This is a genomic window from Myxococcus sp. AB056 (assembly GCF_006547365.1).
GTDB classification, from domain to species: Bacteria; Myxococcota; Myxococcia; order Myxococcales; family Myxococcaceae; genus Myxococcus; species Myxococcus virescens.
Map to the genome: position 1 here is coordinate 152005 of NZ_VHLB01000001.1, position 21387 is coordinate 173391.

At 69.3% G+C, this 21387-nt stretch carries 21 protein-coding genes; 12 read left to right on the top strand and 9 right to left on the bottom strand.

The window, feature by feature from the left end:
• Positions 1–4 precede the first annotated feature (4 nt).
• Positions 5–1522, bottom strand: coding sequence for an alpha/beta hydrolase (locus tag FMP39_RS00680; protein ID WP_141588108.1), 1518 nt, complete (start codon positions 1520–1522; stop codon positions 5–7).
• A gap of 85 nt (positions 1523–1607) precedes the next feature.
• Here FMP39_RS00680 and FMP39_RS00685 point away from each other — a divergent pair, with 85 nt between their 5' ends.
• From FMP39_RS00685 to FMP39_RS00705, 5 genes are all read left to right on the top strand, one after another.
• Positions 1608–2450, top strand: a complete 843-nt coding sequence (locus FMP39_RS00685; protein ID WP_090487790.1) for an LEA type 2 family protein — start codon at positions 1608–1610, stop codon at positions 2448–2450.
• Between the two features lie 105 nt (positions 2451–2555).
• The gene (gene panD, locus FMP39_RS00690; RefSeq protein ID WP_090487788.1) at positions 2556–2948 is read left to right on the top strand and encodes an aspartate 1-decarboxylase; all 393 of its coding nucleotides are present in this window, start codon (positions 2556–2558) and stop codon (positions 2946–2948) included.
• 109 nt (positions 2949–3057) lie between these two features.
• Positions 3058–3501, top strand: a complete 444-nt coding sequence (locus FMP39_RS00695; protein ID WP_141588109.1) for a hypothetical protein — start codon at positions 3058–3060, stop codon at positions 3499–3501.
• A gap of 3 nt (positions 3502–3504) precedes the next feature.
• Positions 3505–4137, top strand: coding sequence for an EcsC family protein (locus FMP39_RS00700; protein ID WP_141588110.1), 633 nt, complete (start codon positions 3505–3507; stop codon positions 4135–4137).
• 161 nt (positions 4138–4298) lie between these two features.
• The gene (locus tag FMP39_RS00705) at positions 4299–4883 is read left to right on the top strand and encodes a MarR family winged helix-turn-helix transcriptional regulator (RefSeq protein ID WP_141588111.1); all 585 of its coding nucleotides are present in this window, start codon (positions 4299–4301) and stop codon (positions 4881–4883) included.
• Positions 4884–4934: 51 nt separating this feature from the next.
• On the opposite strand, the gene FMP39_RS00710 is transcribed toward FMP39_RS00705, so the two are convergent.
• Both FMP39_RS00710 and FMP39_RS00715 read right to left on the bottom strand, forming a co-directional pair.
• A complete protein-coding gene (locus tag FMP39_RS00710; RefSeq protein ID WP_141588112.1) occupies positions 4935–6647 on the bottom strand; it encodes a carboxypeptidase-like regulatory domain-containing protein in 1713 nt (570 codons plus the stop codon).
• A gap of 4 nt (positions 6648–6651) precedes the next feature.
• Positions 6652–7515, bottom strand: a complete 864-nt coding sequence (locus FMP39_RS00715; RefSeq protein WP_141588113.1) for a deoxyribonuclease I — start codon at positions 7513–7515, stop codon at positions 6652–6654.
• Positions 7516–7829: 314 nt separating this feature from the next.
• On the opposite strand from FMP39_RS00715, the gene FMP39_RS00720 reads away from it, so the two are divergent.
• The 5 genes from FMP39_RS00720 to FMP39_RS00740 all read left to right on the top strand — a co-directional run bounded on the left by FMP39_RS00720 (position 7830) and on the right by FMP39_RS00740 (position 11827).
• Complete coding sequence (locus FMP39_RS00720; RefSeq protein WP_228557527.1) at positions 7830–8489, top strand: hypothetical protein; 660 nt, start codon at positions 7830–7832, stop codon at positions 8487–8489.
• Positions 8490–8536: 47 nt separating this feature from the next.
• Positions 8537–9142, top strand: a complete 606-nt coding sequence (locus FMP39_RS00725; RefSeq protein ID WP_228557528.1) for a hypothetical protein — start codon at positions 8537–8539, stop codon at positions 9140–9142.
• Positions 9143–9275: 133 nt separating this feature from the next.
• On the top strand, positions 9276–9911 hold the full coding sequence (locus FMP39_RS00730; RefSeq protein WP_228557529.1) for a hypothetical protein: 636 nt from the start codon (positions 9276–9278) through the stop codon (positions 9909–9911).
• Positions 9912–10028: 117 nt separating this feature from the next.
• Positions 10029–10730: a hypothetical protein gene (locus FMP39_RS00735; protein WP_228557530.1), complete on the top strand. Its 702-nt coding sequence runs from the start codon at positions 10029–10031 to the stop codon at positions 10728–10730.
• A 113-nt stretch (positions 10731–10843) separates the two neighbouring features.
• Positions 10844–11827: an Ig-like domain-containing protein gene (locus FMP39_RS00740; RefSeq protein ID WP_141588117.1), complete on the top strand. Its 984-nt coding sequence runs from the start codon at positions 10844–10846 to the stop codon at positions 11825–11827.
• 1 nt (position 11828) lies between these two features.
• Here FMP39_RS00740 and FMP39_RS00745 read toward each other — a convergent pair whose 3' ends face one another.
• Together FMP39_RS00745 and FMP39_RS00750 are read right to left on the bottom strand one after the other, a co-directional pair.
• Positions 11829–13148 carry an MFS transporter gene (locus FMP39_RS00745; protein WP_141588118.1) on the bottom strand — a complete coding sequence of 440 codons (1320 nt, stop codon included), beginning with the start codon at positions 13146–13148 and terminating at the stop codon, positions 11829–11831.
• Positions 13149–13190: 42 nt separating this feature from the next.
• A complete protein-coding gene (locus FMP39_RS00750; protein ID WP_141588119.1) occupies positions 13191–13778 on the bottom strand; it encodes a Crp/Fnr family transcriptional regulator in 588 nt (195 codons plus the stop codon).
• Positions 13779–13843: 65 nt separating this feature from the next.
• On the opposite strand from FMP39_RS00750, the gene FMP39_RS00755 reads away from it, so the two are divergent.
• Positions 13844–15091, top strand: coding sequence for a sterol desaturase family protein (locus tag FMP39_RS00755; protein ID WP_141588120.1), 1248 nt, complete (start codon positions 13844–13846; stop codon positions 15089–15091).
• A 7-nt stretch (positions 15092–15098) separates the two neighbouring features.
• Here the strand turns inward: FMP39_RS00755 and FMP39_RS00760 are convergent, their stop codons facing one another.
• A complete protein-coding gene (locus FMP39_RS00760; protein WP_141588121.1) occupies positions 15099–15938 on the bottom strand; it encodes a hypothetical protein in 840 nt (279 codons plus the stop codon).
• Positions 15935–18565, bottom strand: a complete 2631-nt coding sequence (locus tag FMP39_RS00765; RefSeq protein ID WP_141588122.1) for a TonB family protein — start codon at positions 18563–18565, stop codon at positions 15935–15937. The genes FMP39_RS00760 and FMP39_RS00765 overlap by 4 nt, the downstream gene beginning before the upstream one ends.
• A gap of 92 nt (positions 18566–18657) precedes the next feature.
• On the opposite strand from FMP39_RS00765, the gene FMP39_RS00770 reads away from it, so the two are divergent.
• Positions 18658–19569 carry a hypothetical protein gene (locus FMP39_RS00770; protein ID WP_141588123.1) on the top strand — a complete coding sequence of 304 codons (912 nt, stop codon included), beginning with the start codon at positions 18658–18660 and terminating at the stop codon, positions 19567–19569.
• A 7-nt stretch (positions 19570–19576) separates the two neighbouring features.
• Here the strand turns inward: FMP39_RS00770 and FMP39_RS00775 are convergent, their stop codons facing one another.
• Positions 19577–20812 (bottom strand): hybrid sensor histidine kinase/response regulator, encoded by a 1236-nt coding sequence (locus tag FMP39_RS00775; RefSeq protein WP_141588124.1) that lies wholly within the window; start codon positions 20810–20812, stop codon positions 19577–19579.
• A 195-nt stretch (positions 20813–21007) separates the two neighbouring features.
• Complete coding sequence (gene trxA / locus FMP39_RS00780; protein ID WP_011556773.1) at positions 21008–21385, bottom strand: thioredoxin; 378 nt, start codon at positions 21383–21385, stop codon at positions 21008–21010.
• Positions 21386–21387: the final 2 nt, after the last annotated feature.

Here is a 21387-nt window from a genome sequence, read left to right on the forward strand (position 1 = left end):
GTCCTCAAGGCACCGGGCCGGCGAAGGAGGTGAAGAAGGGAGGACGGGAGAGGGTGGTGCCGCACGCGGACGACAGCCCCTCCACGCTCCCTTGGGTCAGCAGGTCCAGCATCAGCGTGCGCGCGCAGTCCGCGCCAATCGTGTTGTGGCCCACGCCGGGCACCACCACGTGCAGGCTGTTGGAGAGCGTGCGCTTCGCCTCCTCGGCCCACGCGGGCGGCGTCACCGGGTCCAGCTCGCCCGACAAGAGCAGCGTGGGCACCGACGACACCACCGGCTCGCGGTAGCCCTGGGGCAGGCTCCCACGCGGCCAGTCCGCGCAGACGGAGAGGACTTCGCGGCCCATGGTCGGACCGAACCAGGTGCCCTGCGACTCGCGCACCAACGCCGCCTCGTCGTAGAAGGGCGCGTCCTCCGCGCACACGACGGCGAAGTAGAGGCCATGGCTCACCGTGCGTCCCAGGTTCTCCGTCAGGCCCACGCTGAGCGCGACGAAGGGGGACCAGTCTCCCTGCGTGGCCCGGTCCAGCATCAACGGCACCAGGGAGGACATCTCCGGGCTGTAGAGCTGCGCGAAGAGCTGCGCCAGGAAGGCGCGGCGCGACAGGACGACCTCCTCCAACACGCCGGTGCGCGGGTGCGCCACCTGGGTGCGCGCGGGCGTGGTCTCCAGCGTCGTCAGCAATGCCTCCGTCCTGGACCGCAGGTTCGGATACGCCTGGGTACACGCCGCGTCCGCCTCGCAGTTCGCCAGCAGCCGGTCCAGCGCCTGCTGCGCGTCGCGGGGCGCGAACAGCGGCAGGTACAACCCCATGGGCGCCACGCCATCCAGGATGGCGGTCCGCACGCGCTCCGGGTGCTGCCGCATGTACACGAGCGCCGCGCGCGTGCCGTAGGACACGCCCCAGAGGTTGAGCTTCTCGTAGCCCAGCGCCTGGCGGACCTCGTCCAGGTCATCCATGGCGACGGGCGTGGTGTAGTGCCGCACGTCGGCGTCCCAGCCCTCGCGGCACTTGCGCACTTCCTCCGCCGCCTTGCCTTCCTCGAGCCGCGCGGACAGCCCCTCTTCCGGCGCGTCCGTCTTGCAGTTCAGCGGATTCGAGTCCCCCGTGCCTCGCTGGTCCACCAGCACGATGTCGCGCTTGCGGCGGATGCGCTCCACCGCCATCAACACCTGCGTCGAACGCGACGCCGCCTGGCCCGGGCCTCCCGCCAGCAGCACCAACGGATCCGGCTGCGGCTGCGCGGCCAGCGCCGGCACCACCACCACGCGCAGGGGAATCTTGCGGCCCGTGCGAGCCACCCGGTCCTCGAAGACCTCGTAGGTCCCACACTGGGCCTGCGTGGCCAGCCCCTCCAGGCGGCAGGGCTTCAACGACAGCGTTCGCCGCTCCGCGGGGTCCTGGCTGCTCTTGGAGCAGGACACCGATGCCGCAGCCAGCAGCCCCAGGGCCAGCAAGGCGCGCCAGGGCGGACGATGGGAGGAGATGTGTGCACGGACCCCGGACAAGGGTGCCTCCATCTGGGTACGGGAGGCTCCCCACATACCACCTCCCACGGCATTGGATTGAATCCCGCGCGGAGAAGGGGCGTCCGGTGATACGCCCATGCCCACCATGAAACGTGCCCTTCTCGTCCTGGCCGTCCTTGGACTCACCACGCTCAGCGGCTGCGCCGCCTTGCAGAAGATGCTGAAGGGGGCTTTCAAGAAGCCCACCCTCTCCTTCAAGACGGCCCGGCTCGCGGATGCGTCCTTGTCCGACGCCACCATCAACCTGGTCTACGAGCTGAACAACCCCAACGGCTTCGGGTTGAACCTGGCCGAGGTGGACTACGCCTTCTTCGTGGAGGGCAAGCAGGTCGTGGCCGGCAAGCCGCGCTCGGGACTGGCGCTCAAGGCCAACGGCAAGAGCGAGCTCGTCTTCCCGGCCAACGTGAAGTTCGCGGACGTGGTCCCCGTGCTGGAGACCTTCCTCAAGCAGGACAAGGCCGCCTTCAAGGCGCAGGGCACGCTGGGCGTGAAGACGCCCCTGGGCGTGCTGAGCTTCCCGCTGGCAAAGGAGGGCACCTTCGAGGTCCCCAAGATTCCGCAGGTGTCCTTCCAGGCGCCGCGCATCAAGGACATCACCCTGACCGGCGCCACCGTGGAATTCCCGTTGTCGATTACCAACCGCAACAGCTTCCCGCTGCCGGTGGCCGGCATCACGGGCGCGCTGAAGGTGGCGGGCGCGGATGTGGGCACGCTGTCCACCGGCAACCTGGGCAAGCTGGACGGCAGCGGGACGAAGCAGGTCACCCTGCCCCTCACCATCAGCTTCGCTCGCGCGGCGAACGCGGCCCTTGCCCTGCGCTCGGGCGGAAATGCGCAGGTCCGCCTGGACGGCAAGCTCACCTCGGAATCCCAGAGCGTTCCCCTGAGTCTCAATCAGCTCGTCAATTTCGTTAAGTGACGCCTGCCTGCACTGCGGGCAGGGGAACTGAACACAGGGTTGTCCCAGGGCGCCTCAGACGTTACGGTGGGGCGTCCTTGCCGCTTTTCCAAGGTCGAGACACACATGCGCCGCATCCTCTTCAAGTCGAAAATCCACCGCGCGACCGTGACCCAGGCTGACCTGGATTACGAAGGGTCGGTCACCATCGACCGCGACCTGCTTCGCGCCGCCGACATCGTGGAGAACGAAAAGGTCGCGGTCTGGAACGTCACCCAGGGCACGCGCCTGGAGACCTACGCGCTGGAAGGTGAGGCCGGCAGCGGCGTCATCTGCATCAACGGCGCGGCGGCACACCTGAACAAGCCGGGCGACCTGGTCATCCTGGCCACCTTCGCGGAAGTGGAGGAAGCCGAGGTGGCGAACTGGAAGCCCACCGTGGTGTTCGTGGACAAGGACAACCGCGTGGTGCCCGGGCAGACGAAGGAGATTCCGGGCCCGCAGCGCCGCTCGGCCTGACGCCCGGCGCCGCAGCGGTCCGCTGGCTGCTTTGCCCCATCGAACGCCTTTTGCCATGCTCCCCCCTTCTTTAAAGGGTGGGGTCGTGGGCCCCGGAGGAGTCGATACGATGAGGCGGTCGTGGGTGAGCGCTGGCGCGCTCTCGCTGGTGCTGACAGGTTGTACGGGCACGGGGGCCTTCCGTCCGGATCCGAACAACGACGACCCGCTCTACGGGGTCATCCCTGTCGTGAAGGCGCCCCCGCAGAACCGATGCGCTGCGCTCGGCACGTCCTCCGCGCGGGGCTCATGTGACGACGCCCTCTACCTGGCCACCGAGTACACCCGCCGGCTTTCGGTGGGTGATGAGATCTGCCTCGAGGGTGGCTACGGCGAAGACCCGGGCGCGGCGTGCAAGGCGCGCGCGGCCATCATCGACACCTCTCCCAATCAGGTGAAGCTGGAGGTGCGCGGTCCGAAGCCGGACTCGCGCTGGTTCAACGTGGAGATGCGGCACGCCTGGTACGAAGAAGGCGCGCTGGTGGACCTCTACCTGTCCGAGCGGGGTTATTGAAGGATGGGTCTCTACGACAGCGTGGCCGAGCGGCTGGCCTTCATGAAGAAGATGACTCCGGCCGAGCTGAAGAAGCTCGGCTCGGCGCGGCTGTCGGACATCGTCCTCCAGGAGGTGGCGCGCTCGCGTGTGCGCATCACGACCCTGGAGAAGCGCTACCCGCAGGCGTCGCCGCGGGAGCTGGCCCAGCGCATCGTGGACGAGAAGAAGAACCTCGCCAGCATGGTGGGCGGGGTGAGCGGGGTGTTCGGGCTGGTGGCGTTGCCGGCGGACCTGCTCTTCATGGCGTACCTGCAAATCATCCTGCTCACGGACGTGGCCACCCTCTACAAGGTGAACCTCAAGACGGAGCGGGCACGCGGGGAGATGCTGGACTTGTTCGGCTACGCCAATGGCCTAGGCCCGCTGCCCCGCGCGGGTCCCAAGGTGCTGGGGAAGCTGGCCGCCATGCTGCTGGAGAAGGGCGGCATGCAGACGATGGGGCGGGCCATGCCGCTGGTGGCCGCGCCCGTCACCGCCTACTTCAACAACCAGCACATCCAGATGGTGGGCGAGCAGGCCGTGCGCTTCTACGAGGGCTTCGACAAGGCCCACGCCAAGGCGAAGGCCCAGCGCAAGAAGGCCAGCGGCGCATAACGGACCGCGCCCCGCACATTTCTTTCGGTGGGTCCGATATGCCTTCCGCGCCGGACCGTTGATCGCCCAGGCGGGGCCATTGCCCCCTTGGAAGACGGGCGGTCATCGGGACTCCTCGGTCGGAGGGACGACGACGCCCGAGAGACGGAGGCGACCAGGATATGTCCGAGCTCTCGGCGGAAGTGCGGGTGCAGGTGGCGCGGTTGAGGAATCTGCTCATCGACGTAGCGCGCTGCGGTGCGTTGGGCAGCCCCCTGGGTGCCCTACCCCATACCGAGCTGGACCCGATGGAGGTCCAGGCCGTCTGGTGGCTGAAGGCGGAGAGCCTCCTTCCCGTCAACGTCCTCGCGGAGCGGCTGGGCGGCATTGCCCCACCCCGACTGAGTCGGCTGCTGGACCGGCTGGAGGCCGCGCAGCTCGTCCAGCGCGAGCGCTCCGTGCGGCATGACCGGCGGCGCGTTCGGGTGAGGCTCACGGAACAGGGCCGCGCCCTGGCGGAGCAGGCGGACTCGGTGGTCCAGGAGCGCATGGCCCGGCTGCTGATGCCGTTGGAAGGCGAGCAGCGCAGCGCGCTGATGGACCTGCTGGAGGGGTGGGTGGAGGCCCTGGGCGGCAAGAACCGCGCGCCGGAGCTGGCCACCGAAGGGGGCGAGACGGACGCCCCGGTGGCCGATGAGCTGGAGCCCGCCGCGGCGCCCAGGCGTACTCGCACGGAGCTGATGGCCATCACCGCCAACGCGGCCTGACGTGTGCTGCCCAGGCCCTGCTCGTGGCCATCGCCGCGAGCGGGGTCTCCCCTAAAGCTGGACGCGAACCTCGCCCCCTCGTCGGCAGGCCTCGGCGACTTCCCCTGTCCAGGGCGCGTATCCCTCCGCCTCCACCTCCAGGTGAAGGCCGAACGGCCTCACGCGCCCCAACCGCCAACGTCCCTGTGCATCCGTGAGTCCCCACGCGGGAGGCAGTGAGCTCACGTCACTTGATGCGGTGACTCGCGCGCCGAACACCGGCTTGCGCCCATCCGTGACGAGCACCTCGCAATCGTTCCCCTCCACATCCACCTGGAAGGTGACGGTGCCGTCCACCATGTCCTCGCCCACGTCCGCGGCGGTGCTGGTGTAGACCTCGTGAACAGAGAAGGACACCAGCACTCGATAGCGCCCCGGCTCCAGAATGGACACGGCCATCCCATCCTCTTCCTGGATGTAGGCGCCGGCGGAAGCCAGCTCCCACTGGTTCTCGTGGCGCCACCGCTGGAGAACGAACACGGGATAGGGCTTCTGGGTCCGTGCCTCTATCTGTGCCCGCATGGCGGCATCCATGCGCAGCACGAGCCAGCGGTAGGCCTTCACGCGCCACGTCACCTCGGCGTCCCGCACACCCGGCGCGGGCCTGAAATCGAAAGCCTGTTCCGCCGCGGCCACCGGACGTCTGGACACGGGTGATGCCACCTCGACACGGAAGCGGGACGGCTCCCAGGACGGCAGCCCCGACACGACAAAGCGCCCATCCTGCGTGAGAGGGATTTCCACGTCCCCCTTCCCCAGGAGCCTCGCGCCTTCCGGTGGACGGAACGTTCCTTCCAGTTCCACCTTCCCCCGCAGCGTCACCGCCTCCCCCACGCCTTCGGGAAAGAGCGAACCCACGTCCAGCACCACCGGCTCCACACGCCCCTCGCGCAGAGGCACCTCCACCCACGCGCTTTCCCTGCCAGCCGCGCTCCGGAGTACCAACCCCACCGCGGGGTCCGTGGGCAATGGCCGCAACTCCAGCGACTTCCCCACAGGGAACGGAAGCGCCGTACCGTCCGCGAGAGCGGAGGCGATATCCGGCGCGACATGCCGAATCACGGGCAACAGTTCGCTCGCGCGCTCCGCGTCGCGAACATCCCGGGATACGCCACGCACCACACGAAGTGAGAACGGGCCATGCTCGGGTCGCACTCCCGCGAGCCGCACCCGCACACCGGTAGGCGCCCGAGCAGACAGCACGGCCTCCACGACACCTGTGGTGCCCCCCTCCTCGAGCACCACGTCGCCCAGCCAGAACGTTCCATCCGCTGCCCAGGCCACCACCCGGTAGAGCGGTACCACTGGAACGAGCACCGGTCCCAACGTCCCCCCCGTCGCGGACGGCGTCACCTCCGCGGGCCGCCACTCCAACACGTTGGCCAGGTCCTCCAGCCGCTCAGGCCCGGCGCCCTCGCGCCCCTCGCGCTTCGACACTTCCCACAGGTGCCGGTCCGCGTCGGAGATGGAGGCCTCGCCCACGCGGGCCTCTCCCTGGAAGGGAACATCCCCTTGCAGCACCACGCGCAGAACCAGTCCCTCTGAGTGCGCGGGCTCCAGCTCCACGGGCGGCGGCGGACTCACGGGGGTTGGGGCTTTCGTGCGTACAACGGGCGCGCGCGCGGGCGTCACCGGCGCGGCGACGTCCGCGGGCCACAGCCACCACAGCACGAGCGCGGCCAACACCAGCGCGGCGCCCCCCACACCCCATGCGCGACGTTTCAAGGTCTCAATCCGTATCGCTGGCGGAATACAGCGTCAGGTAGATGGGCGCATGGTCCGACAGGCGGGTGACGAAGTCCCGCGTGTTCCCGATGTAGTCGCGCCCCGCCGAGGAGAACTCCGTCACGTATTCGGGCTGCATCCAGAAGTGGTCGTAGGCATTCACGTAGCCACCACTGAGGTTGATGGTGGTGGCGACGTTCAGCTTGCAGGCCACCGTGGGAGACAGCGCCACCAGGTTCGCCCAGGACGCCGTCGTGCACGCCATGTTGTGGTCCCCCACCAGGATGACGTCCTGGTCGGTGCGGCTGGCGTCCTGCACCGCCTTGAACACCGCGCCGAATTGCTTCACCTCGGCGTCGCGGTCGGAGGGATTGCCCCAGACGGTGTGCCAGTTGATGAACGTGTAATCCGCGCCCGTGGGCGTGTGCCGCACGCGGACGATTTGCGGCTCGCGCTCGAACGTGTCGCCGGTGTCCTCGTACACACTGGATGACAGCAGTGACACCGTGTCCTCCCGGTACAGCACCGCGTAGATTTCCTTGTACGACGAGCGCCCGATGAGCGGCGTCTGCGCATAGCGCCACTTCACGCCGGAGACCGCGTTGAGCTCCGCCACGATGGCCGGAACCACGCTGGTATTCATCACCTCCTGCAGGAACACCAGGTCACAGCCGTTGTTGGAATTGCTGTTCGCGCCGTACTGCCGCCAGATCTGCTCCGCGTCCTCGCGATACGTCTGCTCCGCGGTCCACCCCTCGTGACGCAGGTTCCAGCTGACGACGCGCAGATACGAGCCCGCCTGGGCCCACGTGGGAACAGCCAGGACGACCAGCACCACCACGCGCAACAAGAAGGACGGAAATCCCATGGAGTGACCTCGGCGTGAGAGGGGCGGCCATGCGGGGCGGCCGCACGCGCGGACCAAGCACGTGCAACGGTCCTAGTGGATGAGGTTCGTGACCGGCAACCAACCTTCCTGAAAAACAAGAAACATAGGGTCCCCAGAGACCCACCCCGCGGCGCGATTCCCCCTCCGCGCACGTCCCCACGCCACCGCTGCGCCCTTTAAACGCAACTTGATTGCAACTGAATCAGGATGGCACATTATCGCGAGCGTTCCTGGAATGGGGACCTGGCGGGGACGGCAGAGCTCTGTCCTGCCACGAAGGAGGGCACGTCATCGTGAGCCGACTCATCTGGAGCATGGGATTCACGGGACTGGCGTTGGCCTGCGCCGTCGCGGCATGGCTTCACCGGCCAGTGGAGCTTCCGTCCCAGGCCGCGGAACTCGAGGCTTCCACCCCGCTCGCCCAGGCCCCCACACCGCGGCCGCGCTCCGTCGCGCCCCGGCCTTCCACGCCTGTCGCCCCCGCGCAGCCGGACTCTCGCCTCATCAAATCCAGGCCCACCTCGGCGTCCGATGCAGAGCGCTCCGCACGCTCCCGGCGCACGCCCCCTGCCCAGCGCCTGCGGCTGGTGACGGCCCTGCGCGGCACGTACTCCTCGCCTGAAGCCCGCCGCGACGCGGTGCTGGCGGAGCTGACGGCCTCCGGCGAAAGCCACGAGCCTTGGACGGCGCAGGCCCGGGCGGCGCTGGCGAAGTGGCATGCCCAGGTGGAGGCCGACGTGCTGCCCGTCCAGGCCGAGCCACCTCGATGCTTCGCGGCCGGCTGCGTCGCGCGCGTCACCTTCCCGGACAGCGACTCATTCCAGGAGTCCTTCCGCCGCACCGCCGACCTGCGGCTCGGCGAGGACGCCACGCACATGCAGCTGCCCCCCGAGCGCCGGGCCTCGGGCGAAGTCGTGGCCGCGTGGCTCGTCCTGCGTCCCGCCACGCCCTGAACACACACCCCTGTCACCCCGCAGTACCCCTCCAAGGAGCAACCACCATGAAGCTGGAGTTCCCCTTCAAGCAGTCCCTGCTCGCCACCAGCGTGGCCGTCCTGATCGCCGGCTGCGGCACCCCCGTCGAGGAGGAGTCCCCCGTGGCGCCCGAGGCCGCCGCGCTGGAGAGCAGCGAGGACGCCCTGTTCAGCATCCTCCCCGCCTGCGAGGAGCCCGCGGAGCTGGAGCACGTCGTGGAGCACGCGTGCTACCACGCCGAATACGGCCCCTTCGAGCCCATCACCGCCGCCGCCCTGGGCGCGCCCGTCCTGGTGGATGTCAGCCAGGCCCACACCGCCTACCAGGTCACCCTGCCGCAGCGCTCGCCGTTCAACTACGCCGGCCGCGTCTCGTTCCTCCCGGACGCGTCGGGTGAGTTCGCCTTCATCCTGTCGCGCCAGCGAGGCCTGCGCATCTTCGAGGCCGCCACCGGCACCGAGGTGGCGCGCGAGTGCCGCTACACCGTCCCCACCGAGGTCTGCTCCAACCTGAAGACGGCCTACATCGCGGACCTCGAGGCCGACACCGAGTACTACCTGGAGTTCCGCTCCATCCTCCCCTCCAACGCCGCCTTCACCCTCATCATCGAGGAGGCGGGTCACCACCACTGACCTGACCCGCGGAGCGTCTTGAAGGCCCACGGCGGGAGCTTCCTCCTCCCGCCGTGGGCCTTCGTCCGTGCGCACATGGACACAAATGCACTTCAGTTGCATTTGAACCCGAGAAACACATATGAAGCACCTCATGCGCCCGACCCTCCGAGTCCTCTTCCTGACCGCGTGTGCCGCGGCGGCCGTCGCCTGTGGTGGTGACGAAGACCCCGCCCCCATCGAGCCCGGCGACCCCTGCGAGCCCAACGGCCACATCCACCGGGAGCCCACGGGCGACTGGTGCCACTGCAACAAGGGTTACGTGGCCGCCGATGATGGCCTGGCCTGCGTGCCGGACCCGAACCACGTCCCTGGCGACGGCTTCGACTTCGGTGACGACGGCGAGCACGCCTGCTGGCACGTGACGAACGGTCCCTTCGTCACCGTCAACGCCACCACCGCCCGTCATCCCCGCGTGGACGACTTCCACACCTACTACACGGTGAAGCTCCTCCCGGAGAACAGCCAGTACGTGGGGACGTTCAGCTACAAGGCCTTCGCCACCGGCAACTTCGTCGTCTACCTGAGCAACCCGGACGTGCCCGTCACCCTCACCGAGACGGCCATCAGCACCACCGTGCCCCAGGCCGGCGCCCAGGCCACCGGCGGCTTCTGCGACGGGCTGAAGCACATGGTCGGCTACGAACTGGCGGACCGCGTCCAGTACACGCTCCAGCTCGGCCCCACGTCGCTGCCCGAACTCCACATGGTCATCGAGCACGTGCAGTAACGCATCCGGGGCGAACCGACCTCTCGCGTTATTGCAATTAAGTTGCTATTGCATCATGAGTGAGGACTGCCGGTGCCCGCGACTCGCGGGGCCCGGCTCACGAAAGGAAGCCTCATCATGAAGCTGACCCAGCGGCCCCTTTGCAGTGCATTCCTCGGCCTGGTGCTGGCCGCCTGCGGCCCCATGGACGACACAGGGCAGGACTTCACGTCGGAGCAGGAGCAGCCCCTGGAGGCCACCTGCGCCAGCGTGGACAACACGGCCATGACGACGCACGCGTGCGCCCATGCATCCAACCCTGGCGACAACGTGAACGTGAATGGCGTCACGGGGGCGCCCGACATCAGCACCCAGCACAAGCACTACACCGTGACGCTGTCCGGCAGCGGCACCGGCAAGGTGACGTACATCCCCGTGGCCAGGGCCTCGGCGGGCTCCACCGTGGAGTCCGTCGCGTTCTACGCCACGCAGAACGTCACCATCACCGCCGTGGACAAGAGCGTCACGCCCAACGTCACGCTGACCGCGCTGGTCAGCACCAACGGCATCACCGAGGGCACCTGCACGCTGCACCACGCGCGGGTGTTCGACCTCACGGTTGGCCACACCTACGAGCTGAACATCACCGCGCCCACCACCTCGGTCGGCATGGTGCCCGAGTACCTGTTTGACAACCGCGGCCGCTACTACCGGGACGCGGACGGAGATGGCTACGGCGCCAACAGCCCGCTCTACCGCTTCGCGTGTGAGGCGCCCGCGGGCTACGTCACCCAACGCTTCGACTGCGACGACACCAACCCCGCCATCTTCAACTGCTAGCCCGTCACCCTCGGGGTGACCTGGGCATCACCGCAGCCCCTCCACCGGGGCGCCCCGCTCACCTCGGGGGCGCTCCGGACCTTCTCCCCGCACCACCTCACCAAGGCCCTCCGATGCGAACCGTCGCCACCACCACCTTGCTCGCCACGTGCGCCCTGCTGGCTCTGGCCGGCTGTGACAATGACGACCCCGTCCCTCCGACGCCGGACGCGGGCACCCGTCCAGACGCGGGGAGCGAACCTGATGCGGGCAGGGAGCCCGATGCCGGAACACAGCCCGACGCGGGTTCGGTCCAGGGCCCCACGGTCATCGGCTCCACGCCCTCGGAGGGAGAGACGAACGTCCTGCCCGTGGAGCTGTTCAAGGCGGATGCGACGACCACCGGAGTGCGCAAGCTCGTCACGCTCACCTTCGACACGCCCATGGACACCACGGCGGCGGAAGTCACGCTCGTCGACCGGACGACGCCGGCCAATGCCGCTCGCACGCTGACGGGCACCTGGTCCGAGGATGGCCTGACGCTCTCGGTCGCCATCCCCCGGCCCGAATCCGACCTGCCACCGCTGGAGGAGGAGACGGCGTACACCCTGGAGCTCGGCGCGCTACGCGGCGCGGAGGGCCACGCAGTGGACACGTCGCACGCGGGACTTGGTGATGGGCAGCTGGACTTCACCACCGGCCGGCGCGACGGCACCACCGAACACGCCTGCGCCCACGCACTGCTGGAGAGCCCGGTACCCGTCACCGCGAGCGCCTCCCCCACCATCTACCCCGCGACGGATACCTCGCACGAGTTCTACGGCCTGACGCTCCCCGCCAGCGGCACGTCCTTTCTGGGCTACACGGAAGTCGTGTCGGGAGAGAGCCGGGACGAGCCCGTCATCCTGTACCTCAACCACCCCATCCCGGTGGCGGTGCACGACACGACGGAAGGCGAGGACGCTATCGCCACCGCGCTGGAGCCCGCCCGGCCCGTCTGCCTGCCCGCCATCACCCACACGCTGAAGTTCACCGCGCCCGGCGGCGACCGCTTCCTCCGGCTCACCTTCGGCCCGACGGAGCGGGAGACGTTCACCTTCGTCTTCGAACGCTACTGAGTCAGCGCTCGGTGGCGGGGTGCAGCGCCGAACCCCGCCCCGCGCGCAGCAGGTGCAGCGCAATCCCCACGCCCATGACACTCACCGCCGCCACGTAGTGCGCGGGCGCCAGGGGCGACGCCTTCATCATCAAGGTGACGACCAACGGGGTGAGCCCGCCGAAGATGGCGTAGGCCATGTTGTATGAGAAGGAGAGCCCCGAGAAGCGCACCGCCGCGGGGAAGGCGCGCACGATGCCGGTGGGGACCACGCCCACCACGCCGACGCAGAAGCCCGCCAGCGCGGACAGCGACACCAGCGCCTCCGGCGACGACGCCACGCCCAGGTACAGCGCATACGTCGCCGAGAGCATCAACGCGCAGCCCAGCCCCAGCGACTGCCCCACGCCCACGCGGTCCGCGAGCAGGCCATACGCCACGCAGCCGAACGTGAGGCTCAGCGTGGCCACGCTGCTGGCGACCAGCGCTTGCGTGGCGGTGATTGCGTGCAGGGTCTGCATCAACGTGGGCGTCATCAGGATGACCACCACGATGCCGGCGGTGAGCACCCAGGTGAGCAGCATGGACATCACCACGGTGCCACCGTGGCCTCGCAGCACGGCCTTGAGCGGCAGCTCCCGCACCAGCGCCTTGCGCCGCCGCAGCTCCTCGAAGACGGGCGTCTCCGCCAGCCATCGGCGAAGGAACACCGCCAGGAAGCCGAACACGCCGCCGATGACGAAGGGCGCTCGCCAGCCGTAGGCATTCACCTGCTCGGGGCCCAGCAGCGAATTCACCGCCGTGGCCACCAGCGAGCCCAGCAGGATTCCGAACGTGAGGCCCGCGGTGAGCGTTCCGCACGCCAGCCCCACCCTGCGCGTGGGCACGTGCTCCGACACGAAGACCCAGGCCCCCGGGACTTCACCGCCCACCGCCGCGCCCTGCACCCCGCGAAGCAGGAGCAGCGCCAGGGGCGCCGCGTAGCCCGCCGTCTCATAGGTGGGCAGCAGGCCAATCAGCAGCGTGGGCACCGACATCATGAACACGCTCAACGTGAACATGCGCTTGCGGCCCGCCCGGTCTCCGAAGTGCGCCATGACGATGCCGCCCAGCGGGCGCGCCAGGTAGCCCGCGGCGAACAGTCCGAAGGCCTGAAGCTGTCGCAGCCACTCAGGCGTATCGGGCGGGAAGAAGAGCTCGCCGATGACCTTGGTGAAGAAGACGAAGATGATGAAGTCGTAGAACTCCAGCGCGCCACCCAGCGCCGCCAGCGTAAGCGTCCGGGCATCTTCACGGGTCAACGGCCGCTGCGGGAGGTCCTGCGAGGCTGGGAGGGAGGACATGGCGGTCGGCCTTCGATGAAACCATGGACCGCGCCGCCGCGCTCACTCCGCCCGCTTGCGGCGGCGTGACACGATGCGGCTCAAGGCCACCTCGGTGATGCCCAGGTAGGCCGCGACGTCCCGCTGAGGGACACGCCCGTACAGGTGGGGATGTTCCTGCCAGAAGCGCTCCAGGCGCTCCTCCGCGGACAGGTCGAGGAACTCCTGCTCGCGGCGCTCCTTCAGGATGTAGTGACGCTCCGCCACCCGCCGGGCGAGCTGGGCCCAGCAGGGATGCCCGGCCTCCAGCGATTGAAGGTCATGCGCCTGGAATGCCAGCACGCGGCCCGGCTCCAGCGCCTCGATGGCCGTCATGGAGGGTTGGCCCTGCAACATCTCCGCGTAGGCGCCAATGAACTCGCCCTCGGCGCGGAAGGCCTTGATGGACTCCTCGCCGCGAGCGGAGACGCGCACCGCGCGGAAGACGCCCTGGAGCACCAGCCCGAAGCGGTCCGCGGAGTCGCCCGGCCGCAGGAAGAGCGCCCGCTTGTCCAGCGCCTGCTCCCGCGCCAACGCTTCCGCCTTCAGCCATTCGCTGGCGGGAAGCGGCGCGAGCGCGGTGATGTGCTCGAAGAGCTTCGGGTATCTCAAGCGGAAGGCACCTGGGCTTAACCCAGGTTAAGGCGGCCTTCCTCCGGGCGCCATACACCGGCGGCATGAGCATCAACGTCTACGCCGTGGCCACCCCCTTCGTCATCGTCCTGGCGCTGGGGGAATTCGCCTACTGCGTCATTCGACGCAACGGGTACTACGCCTTCCAGGACTCCATCGCGAGCATGGGCACCGCGGTGCTCAACCAGTGCGTCAACGTGGCGGTGGCGCTGCTGGTGCTCCCGCTCTTCATCCAACTGGGGCAGTTCGCGCCCTGGCAGTTGGGTGTGTCCTCGCCGCTGGAGCTGATGGCGCTCTTCCTGGGCGTGGACTTCCTCTTCTACTGGTTCCATCGCTTCGGGCACCGCACCAACATCGGCTGGGCCGCCCATTCGCCGCACCACTCCACCGAGGAGCTCAACTACGCGGTGGCCCTGCGCGCGAGCGTGACGCAGCGCCTCTTCTCGTTCCTCTTCTACTGGCCGCTGGTGCTGGTGGGCTTCCCGCCCGAGGCCGTGCTGGCCATGGTGGCCTTCCACCTGGTGCTCCAGTTCATCCCCCACACGCGCGTCATCCCGAAGATGCCCCGGTGGATTGAGTCCTGGCTCAACACGCCGTCGCACCACCGCGTCCACCACGCGCGCAATGACGTCTACATCGACAAGAACTACGCGGGCTTCCTCATCATCTGGGACAAGCTGTTCGGCACCTTCGAGGAGGAGAAGGAGGCGTGCTCCTACGGCCTCACCTCCCCGCCCAACACCTGGGACCCCACCGTCATCAACTTCCAGGCATGGGGGAAGCTGGTCAGCGACGCGGTGGCCACCAAGAGCCACTGGGACCGGCTGCGCATCTGGGTGATGCCCACCGGCTGGCGCCCCGCGGACCTGCCGCCGCGCCCCTCCGTGGGCTGGCAAAAGGACGGCGTGGAGCTGAAGTTCCAGTCCACCGAGCTGCCCGGCGTCCGGGGCTACCTCGTGTTCCAGTTGCTGGCGGCGATGCCCTTTATGCTGCTGGTGAGCCACCACGCCTCGCCCCTGTCCGGCTGGCAGAAGCTGGTGCTCAGCCTGCTCTTCTGGGCCATGGCCACCGCGTGGAGCGGGATGCTGGAGTCACGGCGCTGGAGCCTTCCACTGGAGCTGGGGCGGGTGCTCGCCATGGGGGCGGCGGTGACGTGGTGGCTGATGCACGCCTCCGCGCCGCAGAGCTGGACCGCGTTGTGCGCGGCGTGGATGGGCGTGTCGCTCGTCTGGCTGGTGGTGGTGCGCGGCGCCAGCCAGGGCGCCACGCCCGTGCCGCAGGGCTCGCGCTGAACGCGCGTCAGGCGGGCTCCCACGTCCCGGCGAAGGCCGTGTAGCGGCGCACGTTGAGCGTCAGCGCCCGGTACACCTGCGTGTCGGGCGTCAGGTCCACCACCTCGCCGCCCTCGGGCATCGTCACGCGGTCGAAGTGCGTGCCCTCGAACCAGCGGTGCGGCTGCACCTCCACGACGAAGCGGCCACCCTCGTCGAGCTCCGCCGCGATGGGCACGAAGTCCACGCGTTGCAGCTCGACGGGCGGCGGGAAGTCCAGGGCCACCCGGAACGGGACGTGCGTCTCCTGCCGGGAGGCGGTTCCTTCCAGAATCATCGACCGACCTCCCAGCGCCGCCCCTTCCGCGCCCAGGGCCCGGGACGGCGGCTGGAGCAGCAGCGAGAAGGAGCGCGCCAGCCCGGCGATGCCCGGCGAGCGCCCCAGCTCCCGCACCTCACCCGCTTCCCCCAGCAGGTCGAACACCACCTCGCGGTCCCACTCGCCCAGCACCGTACCTCCGGAGAAGAAGTGCCCGTCGTGGGCGTGCGCGGTGGGCAGCAACCACTGTCCCAGCCGTCGCAGGACGCGCGGCGCCGAGGCCGTGGGCTCCAGCGGCGAGGCATTCTCGAAGATGTAGATGGGCCCCAACACCATCACCCCGGACGAAAGGCGGATGCGCCAGCCCGTGTCGGTGGTGAACTCGCCGAGCGATTCTTCCCCGGGTGCCTTCGCGGTGCGCAGGCCCATGCGGAAGGTGACGCCGCGGCCTCCCGTGCCGGAGAGGCCACACGCGGACGCGCCTCCCACGAGCGCGGTGCCCAGCATCCACGTGAAGGCGCGGCGGGTGGTGTGCAGCGGGGACGTCATGGCGAGTCCTCCTGGAGGTCCAGGTGCAGGGTGAGCGTGCCCATGAAGGTGCGGGGCGCGCCCGCGGTGAAGTGACGGGTGGCCATCAGCGATGGGGGCGCATCCGGACCGCGGAAGTTGGACACGTAGTTGAACTCCGACTCGCGCCAGCGCGTGTCGAGCAGGTTCTCCACCGACAGGCCCACCTCCACTGCCTTCCACCGGGCCCGTGTGCCCACGTCGAACAGGAAGATGGGCGCGCTGTAGCGGTCCAGCGGCAGGGGCCGAGGACCAATGGCGCTGTGCCCCAGGGCCACGTTCCAGTCCACCTGCTGACCCGCTACGCGGGTGGTGCCTCGCAGCGAGGCGTCCACGCGGCCCAGCAGCTCCGGGATGTAGGGCATCACCGTCCCATCCCACAGCTTCCACGCCGAGGCCCCGGGCACCGGCAGCGTGGCGCGCGCCCAGGCCAGCGAGGCCTGGATGTCCACCCGGTCCTGCAACGTCCCACGCGCGCTGACGAAGGCGCCCAACCGCTGCGATGCACCCACGGGCTGGTTGCGGCCCACCGTCTCGTCGAACACGAAGTCCTGCGACACGCGCGTGGCGAAGAAGGCGCCGCGTGCCTCCAGCGCCAACGGCCCGTCCAGCCGCCAGCCCAGTCCCGTCTCGCCCGAGGCAACGCGGGCGTAGGGCGCCAGCTCCGCGTCGGACAGCGCAGCGGCGTCGCTGGAGCGCGCGCCCAGGCCCGCGCTGGTGAGCCAGGTGAGGCGGGGCGTCAGGCGAAGCTCGGCGGAGGCGCGCGGGCTGGCGAAGAAGCCGTAGGCCTCCAGGGACTCGTCGGAGAGGCGGGGACCATCGCGGTCCGCGGTGGGCCGGTTGTGGTCATCCACGCCGAAGAGGAAGGTGTCCAGGCGCACGCCGCCGCGCAGGGTGAGCCACGACACAGGGGCGACTCGCAACGAAGCGTAGGCCCCGAGGTTCGTGGTGCGGACCTGGTTGTCGAAGACGGTGGCGTAGGGCACACCGCCGCTGTCCCTCAGCCGGCGCGAGCGCGTGCGCACGTCGTCGTAGCGGGCCACGTAGCCGAGCTCCAGCGGCTGCGGCTGTCCCAGCAGCGTGAGCCCCGGCGTGTAGCGACCTCGCAGGCCCAGGGTGGAGCCGCGGTAGTACCCTTCCGTGTTGTCACCGCGCTGGCGCGCTCCGTCCGGCGGATTGGTGTCCAGCAGGAAGCCCGTGAAGTTGTCGCGGATGCGCGTCTGCCGCAGGATGACGTAGCCCTGCTGGACGAAGCGCCCGCCGCGCTTCAGCCGTGACTGGAGTTCAGCGAAGAGGATGTGGCGCTGCCCCGCCCCGCCCTGGTTGGGGCCGTAGGAGCAGAAGAACTGCGAGTCCGAATCTGGAGCGCACGGCATCCGGGAGTCCACCACGTCCGTCTCCCGCACCACGCCCGGCGATGCGAAGCGCGAGCCATAGCTGGTGCCGAACAGGCGCAGCCGTGACTCGTCGCCGACGCGCAGCTCTACCTGCGCCATGATGCCCGCGTTGGCGTAGGAGCGGTTGGGGCCGAAGCCGTGGCCCTGACGCAGCAGCAGTCCCACGAAGGTGGCGTCACTGGCCTCCGGCGGCCCCCAGAGCAGGGACAGCCGCCGCGCGGCGTAGCTGCCCGTGGAGAGGGACGCGGTGAGTCCGCGCCGCGCCAGCCCGAGCTGGTACTCCACCGTGCCCGCCACGCCGAAGTCGCCTTGGGATGGGTCATAGGGCCCCTCGGTGACGCGCAGGGACTCCACCAGCTCCGGGATGATGAAGTACGTGTCCGCGTACCCGTGGCCGTGCGCGTGGGACACTTCGTTGAGCGGGACGCCGTTGAGGCGCAACTCCACGTCCTTGCCCTCTCCCGCGTCGAAGCCTCGGATGTAGATGCTCTCCGCGTGGCCCTCGCCGCCGTGGTTGGCCAGCATGACGCCGGGCGCCAGCAACATCAGGTCGGACGCGGAGCGGCGCGGCACGTCCGCGAGCTGTCCCACCGGAATGTGGAAGTCGCCCACGGCGACCGGCGGCGGTGCCTGGGAGGCGCCACGGACCGTGGTGGAGAAGGATGGTGGCTGCGGCGCCACGGGCCCGAGAGGCTCCGAGTGCTCCGTCCCAGAGGCGCCCTGGCTCGTCCCCGCCGACGCGGCTGGCGGGCTTTCCGTCCCCGACACGGCGCCACCTGGGTCATGCGCATCTCCCGGAGCGTGCGCTACCGCCTCGTTCGGAGGCGCATCCGCCCCGTCATGTCCGGAAGCCACAGGCTCGATGTGGTGGCCATGGACCGGCGGCACGAAGGTGACGGGCACATCCACCCGCACGTCGATGGGCTCCTCGCCGCGCCGTGCCGGCTGGAACCGCCAGCGCAGCGCGGCACTCATCGCGGCGCGATCAAACGCCACGCCAGCGGACTGCCGCACCTCCACCTGGGATACCTCGCCCATGCGGTCGATGGTGAGCCGCAGCAGGACGGTGGCGGGCACCTCGGGCGGAGGCACCTCAGCGGGCAGCACGGGCCCAGGCGCATCCAGCGGAACGGGTGGAGTCACGGGCAACTCGCCCGTGGCGCTCAGCACGCAGAGCACCAGAGTCGGAATCCACACGGGTGATGACCTCACTAGGTTCCGGAGCGGCCCGCCCTGGGGCGGAGTTCATGCATCCGGGTTGCATCCACACCTCAGATACACCACGACCTGATTGACTCGCAACCATGTTGCAATTAACCATCTATTGCATGAACACGGAGCGGCGGATGTCCCGGAAGTGGTGGTGTGCGACCCTGGTGGTCTGGGGCCTGGCGGGAACGGCCTGTGACAACGTGGCCACGGGCGACGTCCAGGTCACGATGAGTGGGGGTGATGGCACGCAGCGAGGACTCCCGGACACGCTCTTCCAGGATGGCTGGTCCATCCAGTTCACCCGCTACCTGGTGTCGCTGGGCGACGTCACCCTCACCTCCGCGTCTGGCGAAACCCACAGCAGCAGCCGCCACGTGCTGGTGGACGTGCAGAAGGGCGACATTCCCCTGGTGGAATTGACGGGCGTTCCGGCGGGCCGCTGGGACGTGGGCTTCCGGGTGAGCCCACCCGAAGCGCGCACCGAGCTGGCGGACGGGCAGGTCTCCGCGGAGGACCTCGCGATGATGCGCGAGCGCGGCTTCAGCTACTTCGTGGAAGGCCACGCGACGAAGCAGAGCGAGCCCGTGCTGCGCTTCCGCATGGGCTTCCCCGTCAACGCGCTGATGAACAACTGCATCAACGGCGCGGACGGAACGCAGGGCATCATCGTCCCCGAGGGCTCCGTGGCCCGGCCCGAGGTCACCATCCACGCCGAGCACATGTTCTACGACCGGCTGGGCACGCACCGGGGCGTGCAGCTGCGCTTCGAGGCCATCGCCGCCACCGCGGGCGAGGACCACGTCATCACCCCCGAGGGGCTCGCCACGCAGGAGCTCACCGACCTCCGGGGCCGCGACGGCAACGAACTGCGCGACGCCCAGGGCCAGCCCGTCATCTACCAGCCTGGCGCGTTCGACGTGCGCACGCTCCAGGAGTTCATCACCCAGAGCGTGGTGGATCAGGCCCACCTCAACGGCGGCGGCGTCTGCACCGTGGTGAAGTGACGGCGCGTCACGCCGTCATGGGCGCGGGGGAGGTCCCCGCGTCGCTCGCACCCCTGGCGGGCAACCGCACGTCCGCCCGCCGGGGCAGGCAGAGCCGGAAGGTCGTGCCGTCGGCTGCCGAGGAACGGACCGTCAGCCGCCCCCGGTGCGCCTCCACGACGGCCCGGGCGATGTAGAGCCCCAGGCCCAGGCTGGTGCGGGCCCGCTCCCGCGAGTCCTCGCCCCGTTGGAAGGGCTCGAACAGGTGCGGCAGCAGCGAGCGAGGAATGGGCGCGCCTTCGTTGTGGACCTCCAGGAAGACGGCGTCCGGCTTCTCCCAGGTGGAGAGGCGGACGGCGGACGGCTCCGGGCTGTACTTCAAGGCGTTGTCCAGCAGGTTGGCCACCACCTGCCCCATGCGCTCCAGGTCCCAGACGCCGTGCAGGCTGTCGTGTGAGAAGTCGCACCGGATGACGCGACCCGGCCGGGCCACCTGCAGCTCGTCCACCACCTCGCGGCACAGCTCGTTGAGGTCGCCCGCCCGAGGTATGACGGGGATGCCGCCCCCCAGCCGCGAGCGGGTGAAGTCCGTGAGCAGGTCCACGATGTGCTGGATGCGCTCGCCGCTGCGCGCCACCCGCTCGAACGCCTTCTGCTGCGCCGGCTCCAACGCGCCACTGGCGAGCTGACTCTTCGCTGTCGTCAGCACGACGGAGAGGGGCGTGCGGATGTCATGGCCGACGATGCCCATGAGCTGCTGCTCCAGTTCGGAGGCCCGCTGCGCCGCTTCCTCAGACCGGCGCCGCTCCGCGAGCTCCACCGCCTGCCGCTTCACCTCCTCGCCGCGCAGGTACAGCGCCACGAAGACCTGCACCTTGGCGCGCAGGATGTCCGGGTCCACGGGCTTGAGCAGGTAGTCCACCGCCCCCTGGGCATAGCCCCGGGTGACGAAGGCCGCTTCGCGGCTCAACGCGGTAATGAAGAGGATGGGCAGGTAGCGCGTGCGCTCGCGCGCCCGGATGAGATGCGCCGTCTCCAACCCATTCAGCCCTGGCATCTGCACATCCATGAGGATGCAGGCGAACTCTCCTCGCAGCAGCTCGCGCAGCGCCTCCTCGCCGGAGCGGGCCAGCACCAGCTCCTGGCCAAGCGGCTCCAGGATGGCTTCCAGGGACAGCAGGTTGGCGGGCGTGTCGTCCACCAGGAGGACGCGCGCGCGCGGCGCGTCCTCACCCGGGGCGTCTCGAATAACGGAAGGCGGCATCGAATCCAGGTGTGAGGTGGGAATACGCGGCCCCGCTGGCCGACCCATCCGGGCATGACCGACGCGAGCCACGCTCCGACAACACACCTCGGGGCCCTCACGTTCCAGCACCCCAGATGCACGGGCCCTGAAACGCAGCGGGCGGCCGGCGGCGAACATGCCACCGGCCCCCCACCCGGCACCTGGTAGCAGCCGTCAGGCCTGCGGCGGCTCACCGCGCTTGGCGGCGACTTCCTTGCGGACCTGCTCCATGTCCAGGGCCTTCACCTGCTTGAGCAGGTCCTCCAGCGCGGCGGCCGGCAGCGCTCCGGGCTGCTCGAACAGGAGAATCCCGTCACGAAACACCATGAGCGTGGGAATGGAGCGAATCTCGAACGCCCCGGACAGCTCCTGCTGGGCATCCGTATCAATCTTCCCGAAGACGATGTCCGGATGATTGTTCGAGGTCTGCTCGAAGATGGGTGCGAAGGCACGGCAGGGGCCGCACCACGACGCCCACCAGTCCAGGATGACGATGCCCTCTTTCGACACCGTCTCCTTGAAGTTGTCCTTGGTGATTTCGACCGCCGCCATCA